21 protein-coding genes and 1 riboswitch are annotated in these 22,756 nt (G+C 66.1%); of the genes, 14 read left to right on the top strand and 7 right to left on the bottom strand.

Going from position 1 to position 22,756, the window contains the following annotated elements; all coding sequences use genetic code 11:
* Positions 1–6 precede the first annotated feature (6 nt).
* Positions 7–1,659, bottom strand: a complete 1,653-nt coding sequence (locus tag FGU64_RS12075; RefSeq protein WP_139953485.1) for an acyl-CoA synthetase — start codon at positions 1,657–1,659, stop codon at positions 7–9.
* A 291-nt stretch (positions 1,660–1,950) separates the two neighbouring features.
* Between FGU64_RS12075 and FGU64_RS12080 the strand changes: the two genes are divergently transcribed.
* The 6 genes from FGU64_RS12080 to FGU64_RS12105 all read left to right on the top strand — a co-directional run bounded on the left by FGU64_RS12080 (position 1,951) and on the right by FGU64_RS12105 (position 6,892).
* Positions 1,951–2,409 (top strand): GNAT family N-acetyltransferase, encoded by a 459-nt coding sequence (locus FGU64_RS12080; RefSeq protein WP_139953486.1) that lies wholly within the window; start codon positions 1,951–1,953, stop codon positions 2,407–2,409.
* Positions 2,410–2,497: 88 nt separating this feature from the next.
* Positions 2,498–3,145 (top strand): thiamine phosphate synthase, encoded by a 648-nt coding sequence (locus tag FGU64_RS12085; protein ID WP_139953487.1) that lies wholly within the window; start codon positions 2,498–2,500, stop codon positions 3,143–3,145.
* A gap of 2 nt (positions 3,146–3,147) precedes the next feature.
* Positions 3,148–4,293, top strand: coding sequence for a tetratricopeptide repeat protein (locus tag FGU64_RS12090; protein WP_180375520.1), 1,146 nt, complete (start codon positions 3,148–3,150; stop codon positions 4,291–4,293).
* A gap of 297 nt (positions 4,294–4,590) precedes the next feature.
* Entirely contained in the window at positions 4,591–5,157 is a 567-nt protein-coding gene (gene efp / locus FGU64_RS12095; RefSeq protein WP_136360189.1) for an elongation factor P, read from the top strand.
* A gap of 134 nt (positions 5,158–5,291) precedes the next feature.
* The gene (locus tag FGU64_RS12100; RefSeq protein WP_139953488.1) at positions 5,292–6,089 is read left to right on the top strand and encodes an inositol monophosphatase family protein; all 798 of its coding nucleotides are present in this window, start codon (positions 5,292–5,294) and stop codon (positions 6,087–6,089) included.
* 110 nt (positions 6,090–6,199) lie between these two features.
* The gene (locus FGU64_RS12105; RefSeq protein ID WP_136360187.1) at positions 6,200–6,892 is read left to right on the top strand and encodes a hemolysin III family protein; all 693 of its coding nucleotides are present in this window, start codon (positions 6,200–6,202) and stop codon (positions 6,890–6,892) included.
* Here the strand turns inward: FGU64_RS12105 and FGU64_RS12110 are convergent.
* Entirely contained in the window at positions 6,879–7,865 is a 987-nt protein-coding gene (locus FGU64_RS12110; RefSeq protein ID WP_139953489.1) for an acyltransferase family protein, read from the bottom strand. The two genes, FGU64_RS12105 and FGU64_RS12110, sit on opposite strands and share 14 nt — an antisense overlap.
* Positions 7,866–8,067: 202 nt before the next feature.
* Between FGU64_RS12110 and FGU64_RS12115 the strand changes: the two genes are divergently transcribed.
* From FGU64_RS12115 to serA, 5 genes are all read left to right on the top strand, one after another.
* Positions 8,068–9,090: a MotA/TolQ/ExbB proton channel family protein gene (locus FGU64_RS12115; RefSeq protein WP_139953490.1), complete on the top strand. Its 1,023-nt coding sequence runs from the start codon at positions 8,068–8,070 to the stop codon at positions 9,088–9,090.
* Position 9,091: 1 nt separating this feature from the next.
* Positions 9,092–10,123, top strand: a complete 1,032-nt coding sequence (locus FGU64_RS12120; RefSeq protein WP_136360184.1) for a peptidoglycan -binding protein — start codon at positions 9,092–9,094, stop codon at positions 10,121–10,123.
* A gap of 261 nt (positions 10,124–10,384) precedes the next feature.
* Positions 10,385–11,236 carry an outer membrane protein gene (locus FGU64_RS12125; RefSeq protein ID WP_139953491.1) on the top strand — a complete coding sequence of 284 codons (852 nt, stop codon included), beginning with the start codon at positions 10,385–10,387 and terminating at the stop codon, positions 11,234–11,236.
* A gap of 181 nt (positions 11,237–11,417) precedes the next feature.
* Positions 11,418–12,593: a phosphoserine transaminase gene (locus tag FGU64_RS12130; protein WP_139953492.1), complete on the top strand. Its 1,176-nt coding sequence runs from the start codon at positions 11,418–11,420 to the stop codon at positions 12,591–12,593.
* Positions 12,594–12,663: 70 nt separating this feature from the next.
* Positions 12,664–14,265 (top strand): phosphoglycerate dehydrogenase, encoded by a 1,602-nt coding sequence (gene serA / locus FGU64_RS12135; RefSeq protein WP_139953493.1) that lies wholly within the window; start codon positions 12,664–12,666, stop codon positions 14,263–14,265.
* Positions 14,266–14,323: 58 nt separating this feature from the next.
* On the opposite strand, the gene FGU64_RS12140 is transcribed toward serA, so the two are convergent.
* Positions 14,324–15,223: a DMT family transporter gene (locus tag FGU64_RS12140; RefSeq protein ID WP_139953494.1), complete on the bottom strand. Its 900-nt coding sequence runs from the start codon at positions 15,221–15,223 to the stop codon at positions 14,324–14,326.
* Positions 15,224–15,431: 208 nt separating this feature from the next.
* Here FGU64_RS12140 and FGU64_RS12145 point away from each other — a divergent pair, with 208 nt between their 5' ends.
* Positions 15,432–16,730, top strand: coding sequence for an adenylosuccinate synthase (locus tag FGU64_RS12145; protein WP_136360179.1), 1,299 nt, complete (start codon positions 15,432–15,434; stop codon positions 16,728–16,730).
* 74 nt (positions 16,731–16,804) lie between these two features.
* Complete coding sequence (locus tag FGU64_RS12150) at positions 16,805–18,463, top strand: hypothetical protein (protein ID WP_139953495.1); 1,659 nt, start codon at positions 16,805–16,807, stop codon at positions 18,461–18,463.
* Positions 18,464–18,470: 7 nt separating this feature from the next.
* Here the strand turns inward: FGU64_RS12150 and FGU64_RS12155 are convergent, their stop codons facing one another.
* Positions 18,471–18,770, bottom strand: coding sequence for a CcdB family protein (locus FGU64_RS12155; protein WP_139953496.1), 300 nt, complete (start codon positions 18,768–18,770; stop codon positions 18,471–18,473).
* Entirely contained in the window at positions 18,770–19,012 is a 243-nt protein-coding gene (locus tag FGU64_RS12160) for a type II toxin-antitoxin system CcdA family antitoxin (protein ID WP_139953497.1), read from the bottom strand. The genes FGU64_RS12155 and FGU64_RS12160 overlap by 1 nt, the downstream gene beginning before the upstream one ends.
* Positions 19,013–19,148: 136 nt before the next feature.
* On the opposite strand from FGU64_RS12160, the gene FGU64_RS12165 reads away from it, so the two are divergent.
* Entirely contained in the window at positions 19,149–19,799 is a 651-nt protein-coding gene (locus FGU64_RS12165) for a LysE family translocator (protein ID WP_139953498.1), read from the top strand.
* Between the two features lie 21 nt (positions 19,800–19,820).
* On the opposite strand, the gene FGU64_RS12170 is transcribed toward FGU64_RS12165, so the two are convergent.
* A complete protein-coding gene (locus FGU64_RS12170) occupies positions 19,821–21,635 on the bottom strand; it encodes an ABC-F family ATP-binding cassette domain-containing protein (RefSeq protein ID WP_139953499.1) in 1,815 nt (604 codons plus the stop codon).
* 1 nt (position 21,636) lies between these two features.
* Positions 21,637–22,275: a thiamine diphosphokinase gene (locus FGU64_RS12175; RefSeq protein ID WP_139953500.1), complete on the bottom strand. Its 639-nt coding sequence runs from the start codon at positions 22,273–22,275 to the stop codon at positions 21,637–21,639.
* Between the two features lie 348 nt (positions 22,276–22,623).
* Positions 22,624–22,731, top strand: a riboswitch (TPP riboswitch).
* Positions 22,732–22,756 lie beyond the last annotated feature (25 nt).

Raw genomic sequence — 22,756 nt, forward strand, 5'->3', positions numbered from 1 at the left:
TTCCCGCTATTTGCCCTTGCCCCCGTCACGGACCATGTCGCGCAGCAGGAACTTCTGGATCTTGCCGGTCGAGGTCTTCGGGATCTCGGCGAAAATCACCGCCTTCGGCACCTTGAAGCGGGCGAGCAGCGAGCGGCAATGGTCGAGGATATCGGCCTCGCTGGCCGTCTTGCCAGGCTTCAGTTCGACATAGGCGACCGGCACCTCGCCCCACTTGTCATCGGCGCGCGCGACCACGCCGCAGGCGGCGACGGCCGGATGCTTGTAAAGCACGTCCTCCACCTCGATCGATGAGATGTTCTCGCCGCCGGAGATGATGATGTCCTTGGAGCGGTCCTTGATCTGGAGATAGCCGTCCGGGTGCATGACGCCGAGGTCGCCGGAATGGAACCAGCCGCCGGCGAAGGCCTCGTCACTCGCCTTGCGGTTCTTGAGGTAGCCCTTCATGACGATGTTGCCGCGGAACATCACCTCACCGATGGTCTCGCCGTCGCGCGGCGTCTCCTGCATCGTCTCGGGGTCCATGACGGTGAGCCCTTCCAGCGATGCGTAGCGCACACCCTGGCGCGCCTTCTTCTGCGTACGAGCCGCCTTGTCCAGCCCGTCCCACTCGCCGTGCCATTCGTTGACGACGGCCGGCCCGTAGGTCTCGGTCAGCCCGTAGAGATGGGTGACGGCGAAGCCGGCGTCGGCCATGCCCGACAGCACCGCTTCCGGCGGCGGGGCGGCGGCGGTGTTGAAGGTGACGGTCTGCGGAAATTCGCGCCGGTCCTCCTCGCGCGCATTGATGAGCAGCGACATGACGACCGGCGCGCCGCACAGATGCGTCACGCCATGGTCGGCGATCGCGTCGTACATCGGCTTCGCCCGCACCCAGCGCAGGCACACATGCGTGCCCGCCTGCACGGCAAGCGTCCACGGGAAGCACCAGCCGTTGCAGTGGAACATCGGCAGCGTCCACAGGTAGACGCAGTGTTTCTGCATCCCGGCATGGATCGTGTTCGTATAGGCCATCAGCGCGGCGCCGCGATGATGATAGACGACCCCCTTGGGATTGCCGGTCGTGCCGGACGTATAGTTGAGCGAGATCGCGTCCCACTCGTCATCCGGCATCGACCAGGAAAAATCCTCGTCGCCGGAAGTGACGAAATCCTCGTAATCGAGACTGCCGATGCGTTCGCCCTTCGCATAGGGCGCGTCCTCGGCATAATCGGGATCGTCGTAATCGATCACCAGCGGCTTCACCTTGGCCGAGGCAAGCGCCTTCTTGACCACGCCGGAAAATTCGCGGTCGACGATCAGCACCTTCGTCTCGGCATGGTCGAGCTGGAAGGCGATGACGGCCGCGTCGAGACGGGTGTTGAGACAGTGCAGCACGGCCTTAACCATCGGCACGCCGAAATGCGCCTCCAGCATCGGCGGCGTGTTGGAAAGCATCACCGTGACGGTATCGCCCTTGCCGATGCCCGTCTTCGCCAGCGCCGAGGCGAGCTTCAGCGAACGCCGCCAGAAGGTGCGGTAGTCGATGCGCTGGCTGCCGTGGATGATGGCGACATGCGCGGGAAACACCTTCGCCGCCCGTTCCAGATAGGTGATCGGCGTCAGCGGCTGATAGTTCGCCGCGTTCTTGTCGAGATCGATGTCGTAGGGACTGGCCATCCCGTTCTCCTGAGAAACGTGTCGCTTCCAGCTGAAGCCGGCTGTTGTCATCATCCTATACTCAGGATGGCATGCCCTAGAAAAGCCCGGCGATGCCGTCTCGCAAAAGCTTGACGGCGACGATGCCCGTCGTCGTGCAGGTAAGGAAGTAGAAGGCTTCCGGCGTGAGAAGTGCGGTCGCCCTCATAACCGGATTCCGCCCGTGCCGCGATAGCAATATGCGTTGGCCCGTTGCCGCGCCTTCATTGCACCTCTATGCAGCACGCAACGGGTCATCGAAGGAGCATCAGCATGGCAGACATCGCCTTTCGCCGGGCCATGCGGGCCGACATACCGGCCATCGTCGCCATGCTGGCCGACGATCCGCTGGGCGCGACCCGCGAGGACCTCTCGACGCCCGGCGCGCCGGCCTATCAGGATGCCTTCAGCGCCATCGACGCCGATCCAAACCAGTTCCTCGCGGTGATGACCCTGGACGGCACCGTCGTCGGCACGCTGCAACTCACCTTCATTGCGGGCCTGTCGCGCAAGGGTGCGCTGCGCGGGCAGATCGAGGCGGTGCGGGTCGCCGCGGGCAATCGCGGCGCCGGGCTCGGCCAGCATCTGTTCGAATGGGCCATCGCCGAGTGCCGCGCCCGCGGCTGCCGCACCGTGCAACTGACAACCGATAAAAGCCGCGCCGACGCGCATCGCTTCTACGACCGGCTCGGCTTCGAGGCGAGCCATATCGGCTACAAGCTCACGCTCTGAGCGCGCCTGTTCAAGCCCGGCACTTTGCTCTATGCCGCAATGCAACCATCTTCGCCTCGCATAGGCGGAAGCCATATCGAGCCGCCACATGACCGAGACAACGCCTCCCAACCGCTGCCGCATCGTGCTGATCGCTCCGCCGGGCGTCGGCGCCGAACGCCTTGCCACCGCCTTTGCCGGCGGCGACGTGGCCTCGCTGATCCTGCCGCGCAACGGGCTGGACGATGCCGCCTTCCAGGCGCTGGCCGAAAAGGTCATACCGGCGGCGCAGGCGGCCGGTGCCGCAGTCATCGTCGAGGGCGACACCCGCATCGCCGGGCGCGTGCGGGCCGACGGCATCCACATCGAATCCGGCAAGGCCGATCTCGCCGAGGCCGTCGAGCGTTTCCAGGACAAGATGGCGGTCGGCACCGGCGGCGCCAAGACGCGCGACGAGGCGCTGGAGCTCGGCGAGGAGCGGCCCGACTACATCTTCTTCGGCCGCTTCGGCTACGACACCCAGGCCGAGCCGCATCCGCGCAACCTCAACCTCGGCCGCTGGTGGGCCGAGATGATCGAGATCCCCTGCATCGTCATGGCAGGCTCCGACCTCGCCTCGGCCGCCGCCGTCGCCGAAACCGGCGCCGAGTTCGTCGCCCTTTCCGCCGCCGTCTACGGCGACGGCATCGATCCACGCGAGGCGGTGGTGCGCGCCAACGCGCTGCTCGACGCGCAGGCGCCGCGCTTCGAGGATTGACGATGCGGCTGCCCCTTGCCGTCCTGTTGCTGCTCGCCGTCGCCGCCCGGGCGGGGGCGACCGAACCGGCAAAGGAGCCGGCGCCGCCAGCCGTTCAGGCGCCGCCCACCCAGTCGATGCCGGCCGCTGCTGCGCCCGAACCCTTCATACCCGACGTCGCGCCGCCCACGACCGCGCCGCCCCCCGGCGAGCAGCCGGACGCGGCCCGCTTCGGCGAGCCGCGCATCACCATCATCAAGCCGATCGCCAATCCGCTGCCGCAGCCGGCGACGACCGACGAGCCGCCGGCCGACACCGTCGATCCGTCGCGCTTCGGTGCCCGCCAGCCGGACGCCGCCTACGGCGCCTTCCAGCGCGGCCTCTACAAGACCGCCTACAACCTTGCCCTGGTGCGGGCGAAGAACGGCGACCCGGCCGCCCAGACGCTGGTCGCCGAGATCCTGTCGCGCGGGCTGGGCGTGCCGCTGAACGCCGCCGAAGCGGCGAAATGGTATCAGCGCGCCGCCGAGCGCGGCGTTCCCGAAGCGCAGTTCCAATACGCGCTGATGCTGATCGACGGCACCTACGTGAAGAAGGACCGCAAGGAGGCGCACGCGCTGATGCAAGCCGCCGCCGAGGCCGGCAACACGCTGGCGCAGTTCAACTTCGCCCAGTTGCTGGTCGAGGAAGACAGCGGCGATGCCGGCCTCGCCCGCGCAGCCCCCTATTACGAGCGCGCCGCCGAGGCGGGTCTGCCCGACGCGCAATATGCGATGGCGCAGTTCTACGCCAACGGCGTCGGCGGCAAGAAAGAGGACGACGTCAAGGCCCGCGCGCTGCTGGCCCAGGCCGCGCGCCAGAACTACGACACCGCTGAGATCGACCTCGCGCAATGGCTGATCGACGGGCGCGGCGGCAAGCGCGACCTCAAGGCCGGCTTCCAGTGGATGAAGCGGGCGGCCGACGGCGGCAACGTCGCCGCGCAGAACCGGCTGGCCAAGCTCTACATGGCCGGCATCGGCGTCGAGCCGGATTCGAACCTCGCCGCCGCCTGGTACATCGTCGCCCGCCGCGCCGGGCTGATCGACGACCAGATGGAGGATTTCCTCGGCGGCCTGACCGAAGAGGAAACCCGGCTGGCGCTGCAAAAGGCCAACCGCTTGCGCTAAGGCGCCAGGTCAGGGAAGCATCCCCACTCCGACCGCTTCGCGGCCACCTCTCCCCCTGCCCGAGGGAGAGGAAGGGAGCCAGCGGTCCGGCCGGTATTTCCTCGCCCCCGTCGAACGGGGGAGAGGTGGCCGCGAAGCGGTCGGAGTGGGGGTCGAACCAACGTCGGTCGGTTCGATGCACAACTGCCCCTTGCTCTCCGCTCTCTTGCCAGTGCGGGCGATTTGTGGTCTTGGAGGCGCCGAAATCGCCGTTTCCGGCGCAATCTCCTTTTTCTCAACCTTTTGCAGCAGGCATCCATGGCCAAGATCAGCGGCAATGAAATCCGTCCCGGCACCGTCGTCGAGCACGACGGCGGCCTGTGGGTGGCGGTCAAGACCAACACGGTGAAGCCCGGCAAGGGCGGCGCCTACAACCAGGTCGAACTGAAGAACCTCATCAACGGCACCAAGCTCAACGAGCGCTTCCGCTCCGCCGAGACGGTCGAGCAGGTGGACCTCGAATACAAGGACTTCTCCTTCCTCTACGAGCAGGGCGAGGCGCTGGTCTTCATGGATACAGAAAGCTACGAACAGCTCGAACTTCAGAAGGATTTCGTCGGCGAGCGCGCCGCCTTCCTGCAGGACGGCATGATGGTGACCGTGCGCCTCTACGGCGAGACGCCGATCGGCGTTTCGCTTCCCGACCAGGTCGTGCTGTCGATCACCGAGGCCGATCCGGTGGTGAAGGGACAGACCGCCGCGTCCTCCTACAAGCCGGCCATCCTGGAGAACGGCATCCGTGTCCTGGTGCCGCCCTTCATCGAGGCCGGCGAACGCATACTGGTCGATACCAACGAGATCACGTATCTGCGCAGGGCGGATTGAGATCAAGACAGTAAGGCAATAGGGCAGTAAGGCAGTAGGGGAAAAGCGGAGCGTCTGTTTCCAGCGCCTCACTCTACACATACTGCCCTATTGCCTTACCGCCCTACTGCCCTAACCTACGAAAGACCCTTCCCATGGCCCGTTCAGCCCTCCTCAACGTCATGGTCCAGGCGGCGATGAAGGCCGGCCGATCGCTGTCGCGCGATTTCGGCGAGGTGCAGAACCTTCAGGTGTCGATGAAAGGTCCCGGCGACTATGTCAGCCAGGCCGACCGCAAGGCCGAGGACATCATCTTCGCCGAACTGTCGCGCGCGCGGCCGGGCTACGGTTTCCTGATGGAGGAGCGCGGCGCCGTCTCCGGCGACGACGACCAGCACCGCTGGATCGTCGACCCGCTCGACGGCACCACCAATTTCCTGCACGGCATCCCGATCTTCTCGGTCTCCATCGCGCTGGAGCGGCAGGGCCAGGTCGTCGCCGGCGTCGTCTACAACCCGGCCATGGACGAGCTCTACACCGCCGAGCGCGGCGGCGGCGCCTTCCTCAACGACCGCCGCCTGCGCGTCGCCGCGCGCACGAAGCTTTCCGACGCGGTGATCGGCTGCGGCGTGCCGCATCTCGGCCGCGGCCGCCACGGCAATTTCCTCATCGAGCTGCGCAACGTCATGGCCGAGGTGTCCGGCATCCGCCGCCTCGGCTCGGCTGCCCTCGACCTCGCCTACGTTGCCGCCGGCCGCATGGACGGCTTCTGGGAGGACGGCCTGTCAGCATGGGACATCGCCGCCGGCATGCTCCTGATCCGCGAGGCGGGCGGCTTCGTCTCCGACCTGAACGGCGGCCAGACGATGCTGGAAAAGGGCGCCCTTGTCGCCGGCAACGAGGCGATCCACCGCGCGCTGTTGAAGACGGTCACCAAGCCGCTGAAGGCATAGGGACCGCACGGGCGCCGGCGGCAACCCGCCGCAGGCGCCGTCGCAATTTTGCAATGCACAACTGGCATGGTCGATGCTTGTCCACCACATGAGGGACGGGCAGGCTCGACATGACCGCAAAAGAGACACACAAAGCACCGCATATTCCCTTCATGGGACGCTGGCACTATTCGCGCGCCGAGATGATCGCCGACGGCATCGTCCATGCGGTGGGTATCGTCCTGGCGATCGCCGCCGGCTCCGCCATGCTCGTGCTTGCCGCTTCCCATGCCGGGCCGGGCGAATACATCGCCGCCGTCTTCTACGTCGTGTCGCTGCTGACGGTGCTCTCCGTCTCGCTCGCCTACAATCTGTGGCCGCTCGACTCGCCGGCCAAATGGGTGCTCAGGCGCTTCGACCATTCGGCCATCTACCTGTTGATCGCCGCGACCTACACGCCCTTCCTCGCCCAGATCGGCAATTCGCCGCTGGCCGGCTGGATGATCGCCCTGGTTTGGGCGGCTGCGGCCGCCGGCATCGCCATCAAGGTGTTTCTGCCCGGCCGCTTCGACCGGCTGGCCATCGTCTTCTATCTCGCCATCGGCTGGAGCGGGCTGGTTCTGGCGGGTCCCTTGGTCGAAACGCTGCCGCCCGCCGCGCTGGCGCTCATCGTCGCCGGCGGCATCGTCTATTCCTGCGGCGTCGTCTTCTTCGTCTGGAAAGGCCTGCGCTTCCACAACGCGCTGTGGCACGGCTTCGTCGTCACCGGCGCCACCTTGCATCTGGTGGCGATGTTCGACGCACTCGTCTTCAGCCGGCTGTAACGCGCTCGCCGGCCTGCCGCGAAGGGCTGAACAGGCGCCGCATCGGGCCGTCCGCCACCGCCGTGCCGAGCCCGATCAATACGGCCAGAAGGCCGAGCGCCGGCAACAGCAGCGGCTGCGGGATCAACGCCGGGCCGCCGGCGGCGACGAAGGCCATCACCACGAGGCCGTGCAGCAGGTAGATCGACAGCGAACGCTCGCCGAACCAGCGCAGCAGCATCGCCCTGCCCGGCACGATGGCCGAGAAGCCGAGCACGGCGGCGGCGCTGAGCGCCAGTATGCCCATGCGGGCCAGCGCCGGATGGGCGGACTGGGCGCCGCCATTGGCGTAGTCGTGGCTGCCGGTCAGCGCCGACGGTTCGAGCCCTTGCGTCCACCACACCATCACCAATGCCATGGCAAGGGCGAACACGAGCGCGAAGACGCCGCCATGCCGGCGCGCCAGCGCGACGAGGTCCGCGCCAAAGAGATGGCCGAGCACGAAGAAGGGCAGGAAATACAGCGTCCGCGAGACGCTGAGCGAATAGCCGATGCCGTCGTCGTAGCCCGCCGCGACCGACAGCGCGAAGGCCGCGACCAGTCCGGCCGGCGAGGCGAACAGCGGCAACAGCAGGCGCCAGCAGATCATGCTGGCGATGAACCACAGCAGCCAGTAGGGCGTCAGCGGCGAGTATTCGTACCAGCCCGTCAGCCGCCCCATGCCGATATAAAGGGGCTGGAACAGCACGAGCGGCAACACCAGCGTCCACACGATCTTGCGGTAGTCGCGCCGGCCCAGCGTCTCGCGGGCGAACGCTCCAGCCAGAAAAACGAAAAGCGGCATGTGGAAACTATAGATCCCGATATAGGCCGCTTGCAGGATCGGCGATTCGGACGACGGCTTCTCGATGAGATGTCCGAAGACGACTAATAATATACCAGCCCCTCGCAGGGCGTCAAAATGCGCGTCGCGTCTCTTGCTTACTTTGTCCATCTGTATAAATGCACGATCTCGTCATTGGTTCTCTCTGCCACGCTTCCGCCGGGAATCAGTTGTTCATGCAATCAACCTATAGGGGCGATATGATGGCATCGAATAGAACGATCGCCGCATACGGCCCGAACGGCTTTCAATTTCGCCGGAATTCCGAGTAGAGTTGCCGCCGAACTCGCTGCGGAATCGGAACGGAAGACGCATGGCCCTTCTCAGATCGTTCGGCATAGGTGGGCGTTCCGACGTCCTCAGCTACGACCCCCACAGGCTGTCCAGCCCGCAGGTGTTCGTGCTGACGATGGTCATCTTCCTCGCCATCGTCGCCTTTATCGGCGTCATCCTCACCCGCCAGATCTCGACGGCCTTCGTCACCAATCCGGGCCTCAACGGGTTGATCCTCGGTGTGCTGGCAGTCGGCATCCTGCTTGCCTTCGTGCAGGTCGGGCGGCTGTTCCGCGAAGTGCGCTGGGTCAATTCCTTCCGCGCCGGCTCCGAGACGACCGAGCCGGTGCTTCTGGCGCCGATGAAGGCGATGATCGGCCGTTCCTCGGCCGTCGCCTTTTCCGCCTCCTCGATGCGCACGATGCTGGATTCCATCGCGACGCGCCTCGACGAGAGCCGCGACACCTCGCGCTACCTCGTCGGCCTGCTCGTCTTCCTCGGCCTGCTCGGCACCTTCTGGGGCCTGTTGAAGACGATCGGCTCGATCAGCGACACCATCCAGGCGCTCGATCCCGGCTCGGGCGACGCCGCTGCCGTCCTCGATGCCCTCAAACAGGGGCTGGCGGCCCCCCTGTCGGGCATGGGCACCGCCTTTTCGTCATCGCTGTTCGGCCTTGCCGGCTCGCTGGTGCTGGGCTTCCTCGACCTCCAGGCCGGCCGCGCCCAGACGCGCTTCTACACCGAGCTGGAGAACTGGCTGTCCTCGGTGACGGACCTTTCCTCCGACATCGCCGTGCCGGAGGCGATGCGCGCCGAGTCCGCCGACGAGATCCGGCTGTTGTCGGAACGGCTGCGCTCGATGCAGGAGAACGGCTCCGCCAACCCGCGCGTCGCCAGCGCCATGGCCAATCTCGCCGACGGCATTTCCGGCCTGGTCAAGAACATGCGCTCCGAACAGCAGATCATGCGCGACTGGGTGGAGGCGCAGTCGGACGAGCAGAAGGCCATGCGCACGACGCTCGAAAAGATCGCCGACGCCTTGAAGAAGCAGGGAGTCCACTGACTTGGCCCTGGCCCGCGCGCGCCGCGCCGACCGCCGCATCGACTACTGGCCGGGCTTCGTCGATGCGCTGTCGACGTTGCTGCTCACCTTCATGTTCCTGCTGTCGGTCTTCGTGCTGGCGCAGTTCCTGCTCAGCCGCGAGATTTCCGGCAAGGACGAAGTGCTGAACCGCCTCAACTCGCAGATCAACGAACTGACGCAACTGCTGGCGCTGGAGAAGAGCAACACCCAGGACGCGCAGGATTCGCTGGCCAACCTGCAAGCGTCGCTGAGCGCCGCCGAGGCGGAGAAAAGCCGCCTGGAACAGCTTCTGGCGAAAGGCGCCGGCGCCGGCGAGGCCGCCAATGCGCGCGCCGACGCGCTGTCGGGCGAACTCGACACCGAAAAGCAGATCAGCCAGCGCGCGCTCAGCCAGGTCGAGATCCTCAACCAGCAGATCGCCGCATTGCGCAAGCAGATCGCCGCCCTCGAAGACGCCCTGCAGGTCTCGGAAGAAAAGGACAAGGAGTCCAACACCAAGATCGCCGATCTCGGCCGGCGCCTCAACGTCGCGCTCGCCCAGCGCGTGCAGGAACTGAACCGCTACCGCTCCGACTTCTTCGGACGGCTGCGCGAGATCCTGTCCGACCGCGAGAACATCCGCATCGTCGGCGACCGCTTCGTCTTCCAGTCGGAAGTGCTGTTCCCCACCGGCTCCGACCAGATCAACGATGCCGGCCAGGTCGAGATGAAGAAGCTCGCCGGCGCCATCATCGAGTTGCAGAAGGAAATCCCGCCGGAGATCAACTGGGTGCTGCGCGTCGACGGCCACACCGACAACATCCCGCTGTCCGGCACCGGCCGTTACAAGGACAACTGGGAGCTTTCCACCGCACGCGCCACCTCTGTGGTGAAGTTCCTGATCGCCAACGGCGTGCCGCCGGAGCGCCTGGTTGCCGCCGGCTTCGGCGAGTTCCAGCCGCTCGATCCCGCCGACACCGACGAGGCGCGCTCGAAGAACCGCCGGATCGAGCTGAAGCTCACCGAGCGTTGACAGCGCGTCCTTCGAGGCTCGCTTCGCTCACACCTCAGGATGAGGGAAGTGGTTCGCTTGGCTTCGCTCTCGTAGCTACAGCAAAAAACAGTCCTCATCCTGAGGTGCGAGCGAAGCGAGCCTCGAAGGACGCACCACAACAGCCCATTTGTAACCCCTCGTTATCCTTAACCCGCACTTAACCTGTATGGTTAACAATGCTCTCGATACGGGCAACCGGCGGCGTGTCACGGACGCCGGCGACTTCGGGAGTGGGTGAAGATGACAACCAAACTGCGCATCGTTCTTGCGCTTGCCGCAGCGGCATCGGCGCTGCCGCTGTCCGGCGCGCTGGCAGCCGACTACGATCCGCCGATCTATGTCGACGAAGCGCCGGAATACGTGCCCGTCGAGGTCGGTTCGGGATGGTATCTGCGCGGCGACGTCGGCTACGTCTTCAATAGCCGCGCCGGCAACATCGATTACCGCACCTTCGATCCAGGCCCGCCCGTCAGCTACTCCGACAACAACTTCGCGACCCGCAGCATGAAGACCGACGTCGCCTTCGGCGGCGGCATCGGCTACCACTTCACCGACTGGCTGCGCGCCGACGCGACGGTGGAGGGCTTCGACGCCAAATTCAACGGAACCACCGTGGGCGACGGACCGTGTACTGGAGCCCAGCCGGCAACGACCACCTGCCGCTCGGAAGATTCGTCGAAATTCACCACCATCGGCATCATGGCCAACGGCTATGTCGATCTCGGCACCTATTCCGGCTTCACCCCCTATGTCGGCGGCGGCCTCGGCTATTCGCTGGTCCACTGGAAAGGGCTCGACAGCAATCTCTACTGCGTCGGCGCCGACTGTACGACCTCGGCTTCCGTCGCAAGCTCGCAGAACGGCGGCGAGAAGGACTGGCGCTTCACCTACGCGCTGATGGCCGGCGTCGCCTACGATATCAGCAAAAATCTCAAGCTCGACGTCGGCTACAAGTACAAGCATATCCAAGGCGGCAATATGTTCGGCTGGGACGCAGGAAGCGCCGCGGCCGGCGCAACCGGAATCCAGGGCCGTGACGGCGGTTTCGACACCCACGAATTCAAGGTCGGCCTGCGCTACGACCTCTGGTAGGCAAACGCTTCGGTTGATTTCAACGGCGGGCTCAGGCCCGCCGTTTGCTTTCGGCATTTTGGAAAACCATTCCACCTGCGACAGAAACTTTCCCCTTGACGCCGCAGGTCGCCAAGCATATCGCCGTCCGTGGGCCACCCCTCCCCAACGAGGGGCTTACTATCTGGAAGGATAGACCACGATGACGACGCTTCCCAAGCCCGGACTCCGTCCGGCGAACCCCAATTTTTCCTCAGGTCCCTGCGCGAAACGCCCCGGCTGGTCGGTCGAGGCGCTGAAGGATGCCGCGCTCGGCCGTTCCCATCGCGCCAAAATCGGCAAGAGCAAGCTGGAACAGGCGATCAGCCTGACCCGCGAGGTGCTTCAGGTGCCGGCGGATTACCGCATCGGCATCGTGCCGGCCTCCGATACCGGCGCCGTCGAGATGGCGCTGTGGTCGCTTCTGGGCGAACGCGGCGTCGACATGGTCGCCTGGGAATCGTTCGGCGCCGGCTGGATCACCGACGTGGTCAAGCAACTGAAGCTGCCGGACGTGCGCCGGATCGAAGCGCCCTACGGCGAATTGCCGGACCTGAAGCAGATCGATTTCGACCGCGACGTGGTCTTCACCTGGAACGGCACCACCTCCGGCGTGCGCGTGCCGAACGGCGATTTCATTCCGGCAGACCGCGCCGGTCTGACCATCTGCGACGCCACCTCGGCGGCCTTCGCGCAACGGCTCGATTTCGCAAAACTCGATGTCGTCACCTTCTCCTGGCAGAAGGTTCTGGGCGGCGAAGGCGCGCACGGCATGCTGATCCTGTCGCCGCGCGCCGTCGAACGGCTGGAAAGCTACAAGCCGGCCTGGCCGCTGCCGAAGATCTTCCGCCTCACCTCGAACGGCAAGCTGATCGAGGGCATCTTCAAGGGCGAGACGATCAACACGCCCTCGATGCTCTGTGTCGAGGACTATCTCGACACGCTGCAATGGGCGAAGGGCATCGGCGGGCTGGATGCGCTGGTCGCCCGCGCCGACGCCAACGCCGCCGTCATCGGCCGCTTCGTCGAAAAATCGGCCTGGCTCGGCCATCTGGCCGCCGAGACGGCGACGCGCTCCAACACCTCAGTCTGCCTGTCCATCGTCGATCCGGACGTCACCGCCCTCGACGCCGACGGCCAGGCAGCCTTCGCCAAGGGCTTGGTCTCGGCGCTCGACAAGGAAGGCGTTGCCTACGACATCGGCCATTACCGCGACGCCCCGCCCGGCCTGCGCATCTGGTGCGGCGCCACGGTGGAAACGTCCGACCTCGAGGCGCTGCTGCCATGGCTCGACTGGGCGTTTGCCAACCAGAAGGCCACGCTGAAGGCGGCGGCCTGATCCCGATACTGGGCCGCCGCCGGCGGCCCATTCCTCTCCCGATTCTCTCGTTTTGACGAAGGAGGCCATCATGGCACCCCGCGTACTCGTTTCCGACAAACTCTCCCCCACCGCCGTGCAGATCTTCAAGGATCGCGGCGTCGAGGTCGACTACCTGCCCGATCTCGGCAAGGACAAGGAGGCCCTTCTGGCGAAGATCGCCGACTATGACGGCCTCGCCATCCGCTCGGCCACCAAGGTCACCGAAAAGCTGATCGCGGCCGCGACGAAGCTGAAGGTGATCGGCCGCGCCGGCATCGGCGTCGACAATGTCGACATCCCGGCCGCCTCGCGGCGCGGCATCATCGTCATGAACACGCCCTTCGGCAACTCCATCACTACGGCCGAGCACGCGGTCGCCATGATCTTCGCGCTCGCCCGTCAGATCCCGGAAGCCAATGCCTCGACCCAGGCCGGCAAATGGGAGAAGAACCGCTTCATGGGCGTCGAGATCACCGGCAAGACGCTCGGCGTCGTCGGCTGCGGCAACATCGGCTCCATCGTCGCCACGCGCGGCATCGGCCTGAAGATGCACGTCATCGCCTTCGACCCCTTCCTGTCGGACAAGCGCGCCGAAGAACTCGGCGTCGAGAAGGTCGAGCTGGACGACCTTTTCGCCCGCTCCGACTTCATCACCCTGCACACGCCGATGACCGACAAGACGAGAGGCATCATCAATGCCGAGGCCATCGCCAGGATGAAGGACGGCGTCAGGATCATCAACTGCGCGCGCGGCGGGCTGATCGTCGAGGCCGACCTGGTCGCGGCATTGAAGAGCGGCAAGGTGGCCGGCGCCGGCATCGACGTGTTCGAGACGGAGCCCGCGACCGAGAACGCCCTGTTCGGACTGGAGAATGTGGTCGCCACGCCGCATCTCGGTGCCTCGACCTCGGAAGCGCAGGAAAACGTCGCCCTGCAGATCGCCGAGCAGATGGCGGACTATCTCATCAAGGGCGCCGTCTCCAACGCCATCAACATGCCCTCCATCACCGCCGAGGAAGCGCCCCGCCTGAAGCCTTTCGTCAAGCTGGCCGAAGTGCTCGGCGCCTTCGTCGGCCAGGTGACGGAAGACCCGATCAAGGAGGTCGAGATCCTGTTCGACGGCTCGACCGCGCAGATGAACACGCGCGCGCTCATCTCGGCCGCCCTTGCCGGCCTGATCCGGCCGCAGGTGTCCGACGTCAACATGGTGTCGGCGCCGATCATGGTGAAGGAACGCGGCATCATCGTCGCCGAGGTCAAGCGCGACAAATCAGGCGTGTTCGACGGCTACATCAAGCTGACGGTGAAGACCGAGCACATGACGCGTGCCATCGCCGGCACCTGCTTCTCCGACGGCAAGCCGCGCTTCATCCAGATCAAGGGCATCAACCTCGACGCCGAGGTCGGCCGCCACATGCTCTACACCACCAATGCGGATGCGCCCGGCATCATCGGCATGCTCGGGACGCTGTGCGGCCAGAACGGCGTCAACATCGCCAACTTCCAGCTCGGCCGCGACCGCCCGGGCGGCGACGCCATCGCGCTCCTCTACCTCGACGCGCCGTTCCCCGAAAAACTGCTGGCCGAGGTGCGCGCCAACGCGTCGATCGATTCGGCGAAACGGCTGCAGTTCGACGTCGGCGAGATTTGAGGCAGCGCAGGCACGGAACACCCGATCGGGTAAACCCGGGCGGCTCAGGCGAAAGGGTTCACACCACCTGCGCCGCCGCCTTGCGGCCGCTGTATTCGGCAAGCAGCACGCCGGCCAGCACCAGAAGCAGCGCCAGCGCGTGGTAGGGCTCGAAGGATTCGCCGAGGATCAGCACCGACAGCAGCGCTCCCCACAGCGGCAGGAAGTTGATGAACAGGCCGGCGCGGTTGGCGCCGATCAGTTCGACGGCGCGGATGTAGAGCGCCTGCCCGGCCAATGACGGGAAGACGACGACATAGACGATGATGGCAAGGCCAGTCGCGTCGGGCAGGATCGTCGCGCCGGCCGCCGCTTCCGCCGCGATGAAGGGAATGGCGCCCAGCGAGGCGCCGAGGCACAGCACCGTCATCAGGCTCATCCAGTGCACCTGCGGCCGCGCCTTGATGGCGGCGGTGTAGATGCCGTAGGCGACGACGGCGAGCATCATCAGGGCGTCGCCGAAGTTGACGTCGAGATGGATCAATCGGTGGATGTCGCCATGGATGGCGGTGACGGCGACGCCGGCGAAGGACAGCACGAAGCCGACGAATTGCGCCGGCCGCGTGCGGGTGCCGAACAGCACGAAGGAGGCGGCGAAGACGAAGACCGGCATGCCGCCCTGCTCGATGCTGACATTGGTGGCGGTGGTGTAGAGGAGTGCTCCGTACATCGCCACGCTGAAGACGGTGAAACCGAGAAAGCCGAGGAACATCAGGAGCCACAGGCGCGGCCTGAGCACCGGCCAGTCCGTCGCCAGGTGGCGATGGCCGAGTGCCGCCAGCAGCGGGATGACCAGCATCCAGCGCAGGCCGGACAGAAGCATCGGCGAGATGTGGCCGACGGCCAGCTTGCCGGCGACCGCGTTGCCGGCCCAGAACAGCATCGTCGCCAGAAGCAGGATGTAGGCCTTGCGGTGCATCGGGCTGCTCGCATGGATTCGCGTCAGCGACGTGGCTATGGCGCCCGCCCGCCCAAGTAAATGATGCGCGGCCCGGAATTTGTTGTACCTGCCCGTCGCCGTCGCGCCAAAGAAGGGTCGCATGGCGCCGCCGTTGCGGTTATAGAGGCTTGAAATTTCATCGTTCCGCCGGCGTCGGCTCCGGCATTCTCGTGCGAAGGAAACAATTATGGCCAATGTGGTGGTCGTCGGCTCGCAGTGGGGCGACGAAGGCAAGGGCAAGATCGTCGACTGGCTGTCGGAGCGCGCCGACGTGGTGGTGCGCTTCCAGGGCGGCCACAATGCCGGCCACACGCTGGTCGTCGACGGCAAGGTCTACAAGCTCTCCCTGCTGCCTTCCGGCGTGGTGCGGGAAGGCAAGCTCTCCATCATCGGCAACGGCGTCGTCTTCGATCCGCATGCTTTCGTCACGGAAGTCGGCAAGCTGAAGGACCAGGGCGTCGAGGTCACGCCCGACCGCCTGAAAATCGCCGAAAACACGGCGCTTATCCTGTCGCTGCACCGGGAACTGGATGGATTCCGCGAAGACGCCGCCTCCAATTCCGGAACGAAGATCGGCACCACGCGCCGCGGCATCGGCCCTGCCTACGAAGACAAGGTGGGCCGCCGCGCGGTTCGGGTGATGGATCTGGCGGACTTGGAAACGCTGCCCTTGAAGGTGGACAGGTTGCTGACACACCACAATGCCCTGAGACGCGGCCTCGGCCATCCGGAGGCGACGCATGAGGCGATCATGGCCGAGCTGACCTCGGTCGCCGACAGGATCCTGCCCTACATGGACCGCGTCTGGAAGGTACTGGACGACCGCCGCAAGGCCGGCGAGCGCATCCTGTTCGAGGGCGCGCAGGGCACGCTGCTCGATATCGACCACGGCACCTATCCCTTCGTCACCTCCTCCAACACGGTGGCCGGCCAGGCCGCCGCGGGCTCGGGCATGGGGCCGGGCGGCGTCGGCTATGTGCTGGGCATCACCAAGGCCTACACGACGCGCGTCGGCGAAGGCCCCTTCCCCACCGAGCAGACCAACGAAATCGGCGAATTCCTCGGCACCAAGGGCCACGAGTTCGGCGTGGTGACGGGCCGCAAGCGCCGCTGCGGCTGGTTCGACGCCGTGCTGGTGCGCCAGGCCGTCGCCGTCAACGGCATCAAGGGCATCGCGCTGACCAAGCTCGACGTGCTCGACGGCCTGCCCGAGATCAAGGTGTGCACCGCCTACCGGCTCGACGGCGAGGTGATCGATTACCTGCCGGCCAGCCAGGGCGCCCAGGCCAGGGTCGAGCCGATCTACGAGACGCTGGAAGGATGGTCCGGCACGACCGCCGGCGCACGTTCGTGGAACGACCTGCCGGCGCAGGCGGTTAAGTACGTCCGCCACATCGAGGAACTCATCGGCGCGCCCGTCGCGCTGCTCTCCACCAGTCCGGAACGGGACGACACCATACTTGTGACCGATCCGTTTCAAGACTAATTATGACCCCCTTTCCGGGCAAAGCGGCTGATTTGCGGGGATTCGGCCCGGAGCAAGACAGGTTCGTTTGAAGCATGGCAGATTTCGTTGCGGTTCTGAGGAAGACGCTCGACGGGCTCGGCGAGACGACGCCAGAGGTGCGCGCCAAGGTCTACGACAAGGCCCGTTCCACCATCGCCGCCAAGCTGGCCGCCATCAACCCGCCGCCGCCGGCCGCGGTGGCTGAACGCCAGAAGCGGACGCTGGAGGACGCCATAGCGACCGTCGAGAGCGGCTACGCCAAGCCCGCTCCGCCGGCCAGCGACCCGCTGGCGGAACTGGAGAACATCTTCTCCTCCATCGACCGCAACAAGAACCAGCCCAACCATGTCAGGCCGCAGCCGACGACGGCACCGGCCACCGCCCGCACCGAGCCGGCCTGGCAGCCGCCGCAACCTGCTTCCGAGACAGCGCGGCCGAAGACGACGCCGACCGAGGCGGATTGGCGCAAATCCGCCGCCACCGAGGTCTCGGTGGCCAAGCAGGCCCAGACCACGCCCAACGGCGGGACCGGCTCTGCTGCCCACAAGCCGTCCGCGGTCGACCCTCTTCCTCCGTTCGACGACCCGTCCGCGGACAGGGCCGATGAAACCTTTCCCGCCGTCGCCGATACGACCGCCGACATGCTGGCCGGCGACGACGGCGAGCGCCGGCGCGGCTATGGAGGACTGATCGCCGCCGTCGTGGCGCTCCTACTGATCGCTGGCGGCGGCTATGGCGTCTGGCTGAACAAGGATGCCTTCAAGGACATGCTCGGCCTCGGCAAGACCGAGGTCGCGGCGAGCGACAAGCCGGCCGAGACGCCGCCGGCCAAGCCGGCGGAGACAGCGGCCGCCAAGCCCGCCGAGACGCCGCCGGCGAACGGCGGCGAAACAAGCGAACCGCAGAAATTCACCCAGCGCCTGACGCCCGAAGGCAAGGAGACCGATCCCGGTCCGGCCGGCGGCGCCAGCAGCATCGGCGAAGGCACGTCGGTGGTCGCGCTGACCACGCCGCCCGTCACCGCGCCTTCCGCCGCGACCCCGGCCACGCCGGCGGCCGGTGAGCCGGCGCCGGACGCCCCGCCGACGGCTGCGGCCAACCCGCCGGCCGCCGAGACGACACCGCCGCCGGCCACCGCTTCATCCGAAACCGCCCTGCCGGTCGGCCAGAAGGCGATCTTCTACGAGGAGCGCACCGCTTCCGCCGAAGGTTCGGCCGAACCCGGCAACATCGTCTGGTCGCTGGTTCAGGAATCGCCCGGCGGCGACGCCCCGCCCGAGCCGGCCATCCGCGCCGAGGCGACCATCCCCGGAAAGAACGTGCAGCTTCGCATGACCATCCGCCGCAACGCCGACCAGACGCTGCCGGCCAGCCACATCGTCGAGATGATCTTCCTCACCCCCGACGGTTTCGAGGGCGGCGGCATCGACAACGTGCTGCGCATCGCCATGAAGGGCACGGAACAGGAAGCCGGCAGCCCGCTGATCGGCATCCCGGCCAAGATCGCCGACGGCTTCTTCCTCGTCGCGCTCAACGACACCAAGGCCGACGAGAACGCCAACCTGACGCTGCTGCGCAACCAGGACTGGATCGACATTCCCGTCGTCTACAAATCCGGCCGCCGCGCTTTGCTGACGATGGAAAAGGGCATCCCCGGCGAGAAGGTGTTCGACGAAGCGCTCAAGGCCTGGCAGGCGAAGTCGTCGGGGTGAGTGCCGTTTAGAACCCGTGGAACAGCATGTCCAGCGCCGCGACGATCTCGTCGTGATGCTTTGACAGGCTGAAGCGGCTTTCCTTCAATTCCGCCGTCGGCACCGCGGCCATGAGATGAGTGGCCATGACCAGCCTGTGCCCGCCGATCTCGAAGACCGGATGCAATTTTTTCACCGGCGGCGGCGTCGCTTCGACGGGCAGCAGCGGTACAACTATTCGCGTCGTCATGCGGTTGATCAGGTCGGTTTGTACATCGAGCAGATAACTGCCTTCGATCGGACCGGAAAAAACCTCGTAGCGCGCCATCAGAACTGACGGAATTCCGCCAACGGAAGTCCATGCTCCTCGACATACGCGTTCCAGGATTCGATCGCCGCCCGGTTCTCGATCTTCCACAACCGCGCCTTTTCGGCGGCGACAGCCTCGGCAATGCCAGCTTCCGCCGCGCGCGACATGTTGACGTCCAGCCCCTTGGCTTCCTTCATGAGGTTGGCATCGATGGACAGGTTCGCCGCCTGACGGGCCGCATTGGTGGACGCTCTTGGCATGGCCGCCTCCAAATCTGCGCATAGTCTATGCGCATCTCTCCATGAAGACAACGACGCAGGGTTATACCGCGCGCAAGCCACTTCCCTTCGACCGGGCCATGGCCTTAGATATACCGGTCGAAGAGGAGCCCCTCCCATGGACATCGTCATCCCGAGCGCCGGCAGTCTCGGCCTGTTCGTCGTCGCCGCCTTGGCTCTGCTGGTCGTTCCCGGCCCGGCGGTGCTCTATATCGTCGCCCGTTCGGTGGCGCAGGGGCGCAGGGCGGGCTTCGTTTCGGACCTCGGCATCCATTCGGCGACGCTGGTGCATGTCGCCGCCGCCTCGCTCGGCCTGTCGGCGCTGCTGGCCTCGTCGGCCATCGCCTTCTCGATCGTCAAATATGCCGGTGCGGCCTATCTGATCTGGATCGGCCTGCGCAAAATCTTCAGCCGCGAGGACAATCCGGACGTCGACGTCGCCCTCAAGCCGCGCAGCCACGCACGGCTGTTCCGCGAAGGCTTCGTCGTCAACCTGCTCAATCCCAAGACGGCGCTGTTCTTCCTCGCCTTCCTGCCGCAGTTCGTCGAGGTCGGGCGCGGCCACGTCGCCATGCAGATCGCCGTCCTCGGCATCGTCTTCACGCTGCTCGGCCTGGTCAGCGACGGCTGCTATGCCTTCGCCGCCGGCACGTTGGGCGACCGGCTGCGCCACAGCCGCGCCTATCTGCGCTTCGAGCGGTATGTCAGCGGTGTCGTGTTCATCGGCCTCGGCGTCACTGCGGCATTCGCCGGCAACCACCGCAAGTAGAACAGCAGGGATTGGGGGCGTTCAGCCCTCCAGCTCTTCCCTGAGCATCTCCAACTCCAGCCACTCTTCCTCGAGCGCCGCCAGCGTCGTGCGCTCCTTGTCGAGCGCGGCGATGGTCTTCTGAAAGCCCGTCGGATCGCGCTCGTAATAGGCCGGATCGGCGATGGCGTCCTCCAGCCGCGAGATGGCGGCGCCCACGGCCTCGATTTTCTTCGGCAGGTTCTCCAACGCGAACTGCTGCTTGTAGGACAGCTTTTTCGTCGGTGCCTTCGGCGCCGCCGGCTCAGCCCTTGTCGCCGCCGGCGCGGCATCCGCCTTTTTGGCCGTCTTGCGGTCGTCCAGCCGCTTGCCGCCGCGCTGCGCCAGCATATCGGAATAGCCGCCGGCATAGTCCACCCAGCGCCCATCGCCCTCCGGCGCGATGACGCTGGTGACGGTGCGGTCGAGGAAATCACGGTCGTGGCTGACCAGCAGCACCGTGCCGGCGAAGCCAGCCACCAGCTCCTGCAACAATTCCAGCGTCTCCATGTCGAGGTCGTTGGTCGGCTCGTCCAGCACCAGAAGGTTGGCCGGGCGCGCCAGCACCCGCGCCAGAAGCAGCCGCGCCCGCTCGCCGCCGGAAAGCTCGCGCACCGGCGTGCGCGCCTGCTCCGGCTTGAACAAAAAGTCCTTCATGTAGGAGACGACGTGGCGCTGTTCGCCGTTGACGACGAGGTTCTCACCGCGCCCGTCGGTGAGGTAGTGCGCCAGCGTCTCATCCGGGTCGGCGGCGTCGCGCTTCTGGTCGAGCGTGGCGATCTCCAGATTGACGCCGAGCCGCACCGTGCCTGCATCGGGCTTGAGTTCGCCGGTCAGCATCTTGAGGAGCGTCGTCTTGCCGGCGCCGTTCGGGCCGACCAAACCGACGCGATCGCCGCGCTGGATGCGGGTGGAGAAGTCCTTCACCACGGCGAGATCGCCGAAACTCTTGGCGATGTTTTTCGCCTCGATCACCAGCTTCCCGGATTCGGCCGCATCGCTGGCGGTCAGCGTGGCCGTGCCTTCGGCGCCGCGATGCGTGCGGAAGCGCTGGCGCATCTGCTGCAATTCGCCGAGCCTTCGCATGTTGCGCTTGCGCCGTGCGGTCACGCCGTAACGCAGCCAGTGCTCCTCGCGCACGATCTGGCGGCCGAGCTTGTGCTGCTCGCGTTCCTCTTCCTCAAGGATCTGGTCGCGCCATTCCTCGAAATGCGCAAAGCCCCGGTCGAGTCGGCGCGTCTGCCCGCGGTCGAGCCAGACGGTGGCGCGCGACACGCGTTCGAGGAAACGGCGGTCGTGCGAGATCAGGATCAGCGCCGACGAGGTGCGGGCAAGCTCCTCCTCCAGCCATTCGATAACCGACAGGTCGAGATGGTTGGTCGGCTCGTCGAGGAGAAGGATGTCCGGCTCCGGCGCCATGACGCGGGCAAGCGCTGCCCGCCGCGCCTCGCCGCCCGAAAGGCTGGCGGGATTTTCCTCGCCGGTCAGTCCCAGATGCTCCATCAGGTAGGTGGCGCGGTGCGGATCGTCGGCCGGACCCAGGCCAGCCTCGACATAGGCGCGCACGCTGGCGAACCCGTCCATGTCCGGCATCTGCGGCAGGTAGCGCACGGTGGCGGTCGGCTGGCGGAACACCTCGCCGTCCTGCGGCTCGACCAGTCCGGCGGCGATCTTCAGCAGCGTCGACTTGCCCGAACCGTTGCGGCCGACCAGCGCGATCTTGTCGCCGGCGGAGGCGGCGAGGTCGGCGCCGTCGAGCAGCGGCGTGCCGCCGAAGGTGAGTTTTATCCCGGCAAGGTTGAGGAGCGGTGGAGCCATGTCAGCCTTCCGGATAAGGATGCGCCAGGAGCATCGCCCGCCCGCCGCCGAGCGCGACTTCCAGTCCGCCGCGCACTTCGTTGGAGATGGTGAGCGAGGAACCGAACGGCACCTCAACATTGTCGAGCGGCCATTTCGCGCCGGCGAGGCTGAGGCCCGTGAGATCGGAAAAGCCGAGGACGGAGAACAGCGTGCCGTCTTCGTAGTCGAAACGGGCGCGTCCGCTGCGCAGCGGCACGCCTTCCTGGGTACCGCTGGTCAGCGTCACGTCGATGCCGGCCTCGGCCAGCCGCATCGCCAGCACCATGTGCAGGAAGGCATGATCGGCACGTGGCCCGCCGAAGGCGCCGGCCAGAACCAGCGCAGTGGCGCCGCGCGCGAACGCCGCCTCCACCGCCAGTTCTCCGTCAGTCTTGTCCTTCTCGGCCGGAAAGGTCATGCGCGGAACCGCCTCCAAGGCGTCCGGCAGGTCGACCGGCACGGAATCGAAATCGCCGACCCACAGTTCCGGCACGACGCCGAGCGCCGTCGCATGGCCAATGCCCGCGTCGGCGGCAATGATCCGGCTATCGGCGATCTGCCGGGCAAGCCGTGACGTGCGCTTCAACTCGCCGCCGAGAAGGATGGTGAAAGTGCTCATCGGGCCAGCGCCATAGCAGGGCGTTCGCCGAAACGGAAGCGCGGTGACGGCAATCTTCTGTTCCTCGCTTTGGTCTTGCCGTGGCTTGACCGGCGCTGCGGTCGAGGCATGGATTCCCGACACTCTCCGGTCGCTCCGCTCCCTCACGAAGCCGGGAATGACGGGCTTCTTTGACTGCTTCCGGTAATCGCCAACGTAGGAGATTAGCCGCAGCACCAAACACAGTCGTCATTCCCGACCTCGTGAGTGACCGAAGGGAGCGGCGAGGGTCGGGAATCCACGCCTCGACGGTTGTGCCTCCGCAAAACCTTTCGCTTGCCTCCGCCGTGCGTCCGCCCTATGTCTCATCCCGCTCTAACGGGGTGCCGGTCCTTGCGATCCGGCTGAGAGGCTTCTCGCCAACCCGCTGAACCTGATCCGGTTTGTACCGGCGGAGGGATTAGACGCTCTAGCCAGGCGCCATTCCCCTGAAACCATGAAG

This window comes from Mesorhizobium sp. 8 (assembly GCF_006351905.1).
Taxonomy (GTDB): Bacteria; Pseudomonadota; Alphaproteobacteria; order Rhizobiales; family Rhizobiaceae; genus Mesorhizobium; species Mesorhizobium composti.

Bases quoted from the DNA above. Each gene is read 5' to 3' on its own strand.
- FGU64_RS12155 (WP_139953496.1), bottom strand. From the start codon at position 18,770: ATGGCGCGCTACGAGGTTTTTTCCGGTCCGATCGAAGGCAGTTATCTG.
- FGU64_RS12090 (WP_180375520.1), top strand. From the start codon at position 3,148: ATGCGGCTGCCCCTTGCCGTCCTGTTGCTGCTCGCCGTCGCCGCCCGG.
- FGU64_RS12110 (WP_139953489.1), bottom strand. From the start codon at position 7,865: ATGGACAAAGTAAGCAAGAGACGCGACGCGCATTTTGACGCCCTGCGA.
- FGU64_RS12085 (WP_139953487.1), top strand. From the start codon at position 2,498: ATGACCGAGACAACGCCTCCCAACCGCTGCCGCATCGTGCTGATCGCT.
- FGU64_RS12145 (WP_136360179.1), top strand. From the start codon at position 15,432: ATGGCCAATGTGGTGGTCGTCGGCTCGCAGTGGGGCGACGAAGGCAAG.
- FGU64_RS12075 (WP_139953485.1), bottom strand. From the start codon at position 1,659: ATGGCCAGTCCCTACGACATCGATCTCGACAAGAACGCGGCGAACTAT.
- FGU64_RS12170 (WP_139953499.1), bottom strand. From the start codon at position 21,635: ATGGCTCCACCGCTCCTCAACCTTGCCGGGATAAAACTCACCTTCGGC.
- FGU64_RS12125 (WP_139953491.1), top strand. From the start codon at position 10,385: ATGACAACCAAACTGCGCATCGTTCTTGCGCTTGCCGCAGCGGCATCG.
- FGU64_RS12175 (WP_139953500.1), bottom strand. From the start codon at position 22,275: ATGAGCACTTTCACCATCCTTCTCGGCGGCGAGTTGAAGCGCACGTCA.
- FGU64_RS12130 (WP_139953492.1), top strand. From the start codon at position 11,418: ATGACGACGCTTCCCAAGCCCGGACTCCGTCCGGCGAACCCCAATTTT.
- FGU64_RS12160 (WP_139953497.1), bottom strand. From the start codon at position 19,012: ATGCCAAGAGCGTCCACCAATGCGGCCCGTCAGGCGGCGAACCTGTCC.
- serA (WP_139953493.1), top strand. From the start codon at position 12,664: ATGGCACCCCGCGTACTCGTTTCCGACAAACTCTCCCCCACCGCCGTG.
- FGU64_RS12105 (WP_136360187.1), top strand. From the start codon at position 6,200: ATGACCGCAAAAGAGACACACAAAGCACCGCATATTCCCTTCATGGGA.
- FGU64_RS12100 (WP_139953488.1), top strand. From the start codon at position 5,292: ATGGCCCGTTCAGCCCTCCTCAACGTCATGGTCCAGGCGGCGATGAAG.
- FGU64_RS12150 (WP_139953495.1), top strand. From the start codon at position 16,805: ATGGCAGATTTCGTTGCGGTTCTGAGGAAGACGCTCGACGGGCTCGGC.
- FGU64_RS12165 (WP_139953498.1), top strand. From the start codon at position 19,149: ATGGACATCGTCATCCCGAGCGCCGGCAGTCTCGGCCTGTTCGTCGTC.
- FGU64_RS12140 (WP_139953494.1), bottom strand. From the start codon at position 15,223: ATGCACCGCAAGGCCTACATCCTGCTTCTGGCGACGATGCTGTTCTGG.
- FGU64_RS12080 (WP_139953486.1), top strand. From the start codon at position 1,951: ATGGCAGACATCGCCTTTCGCCGGGCCATGCGGGCCGACATACCGGCC.
- efp (WP_136360189.1), top strand. From the start codon at position 4,591: ATGGCCAAGATCAGCGGCAATGAAATCCGTCCCGGCACCGTCGTCGAG.
- FGU64_RS12115 (WP_139953490.1), top strand. From the start codon at position 8,068: ATGGCCCTTCTCAGATCGTTCGGCATAGGTGGGCGTTCCGACGTCCTC.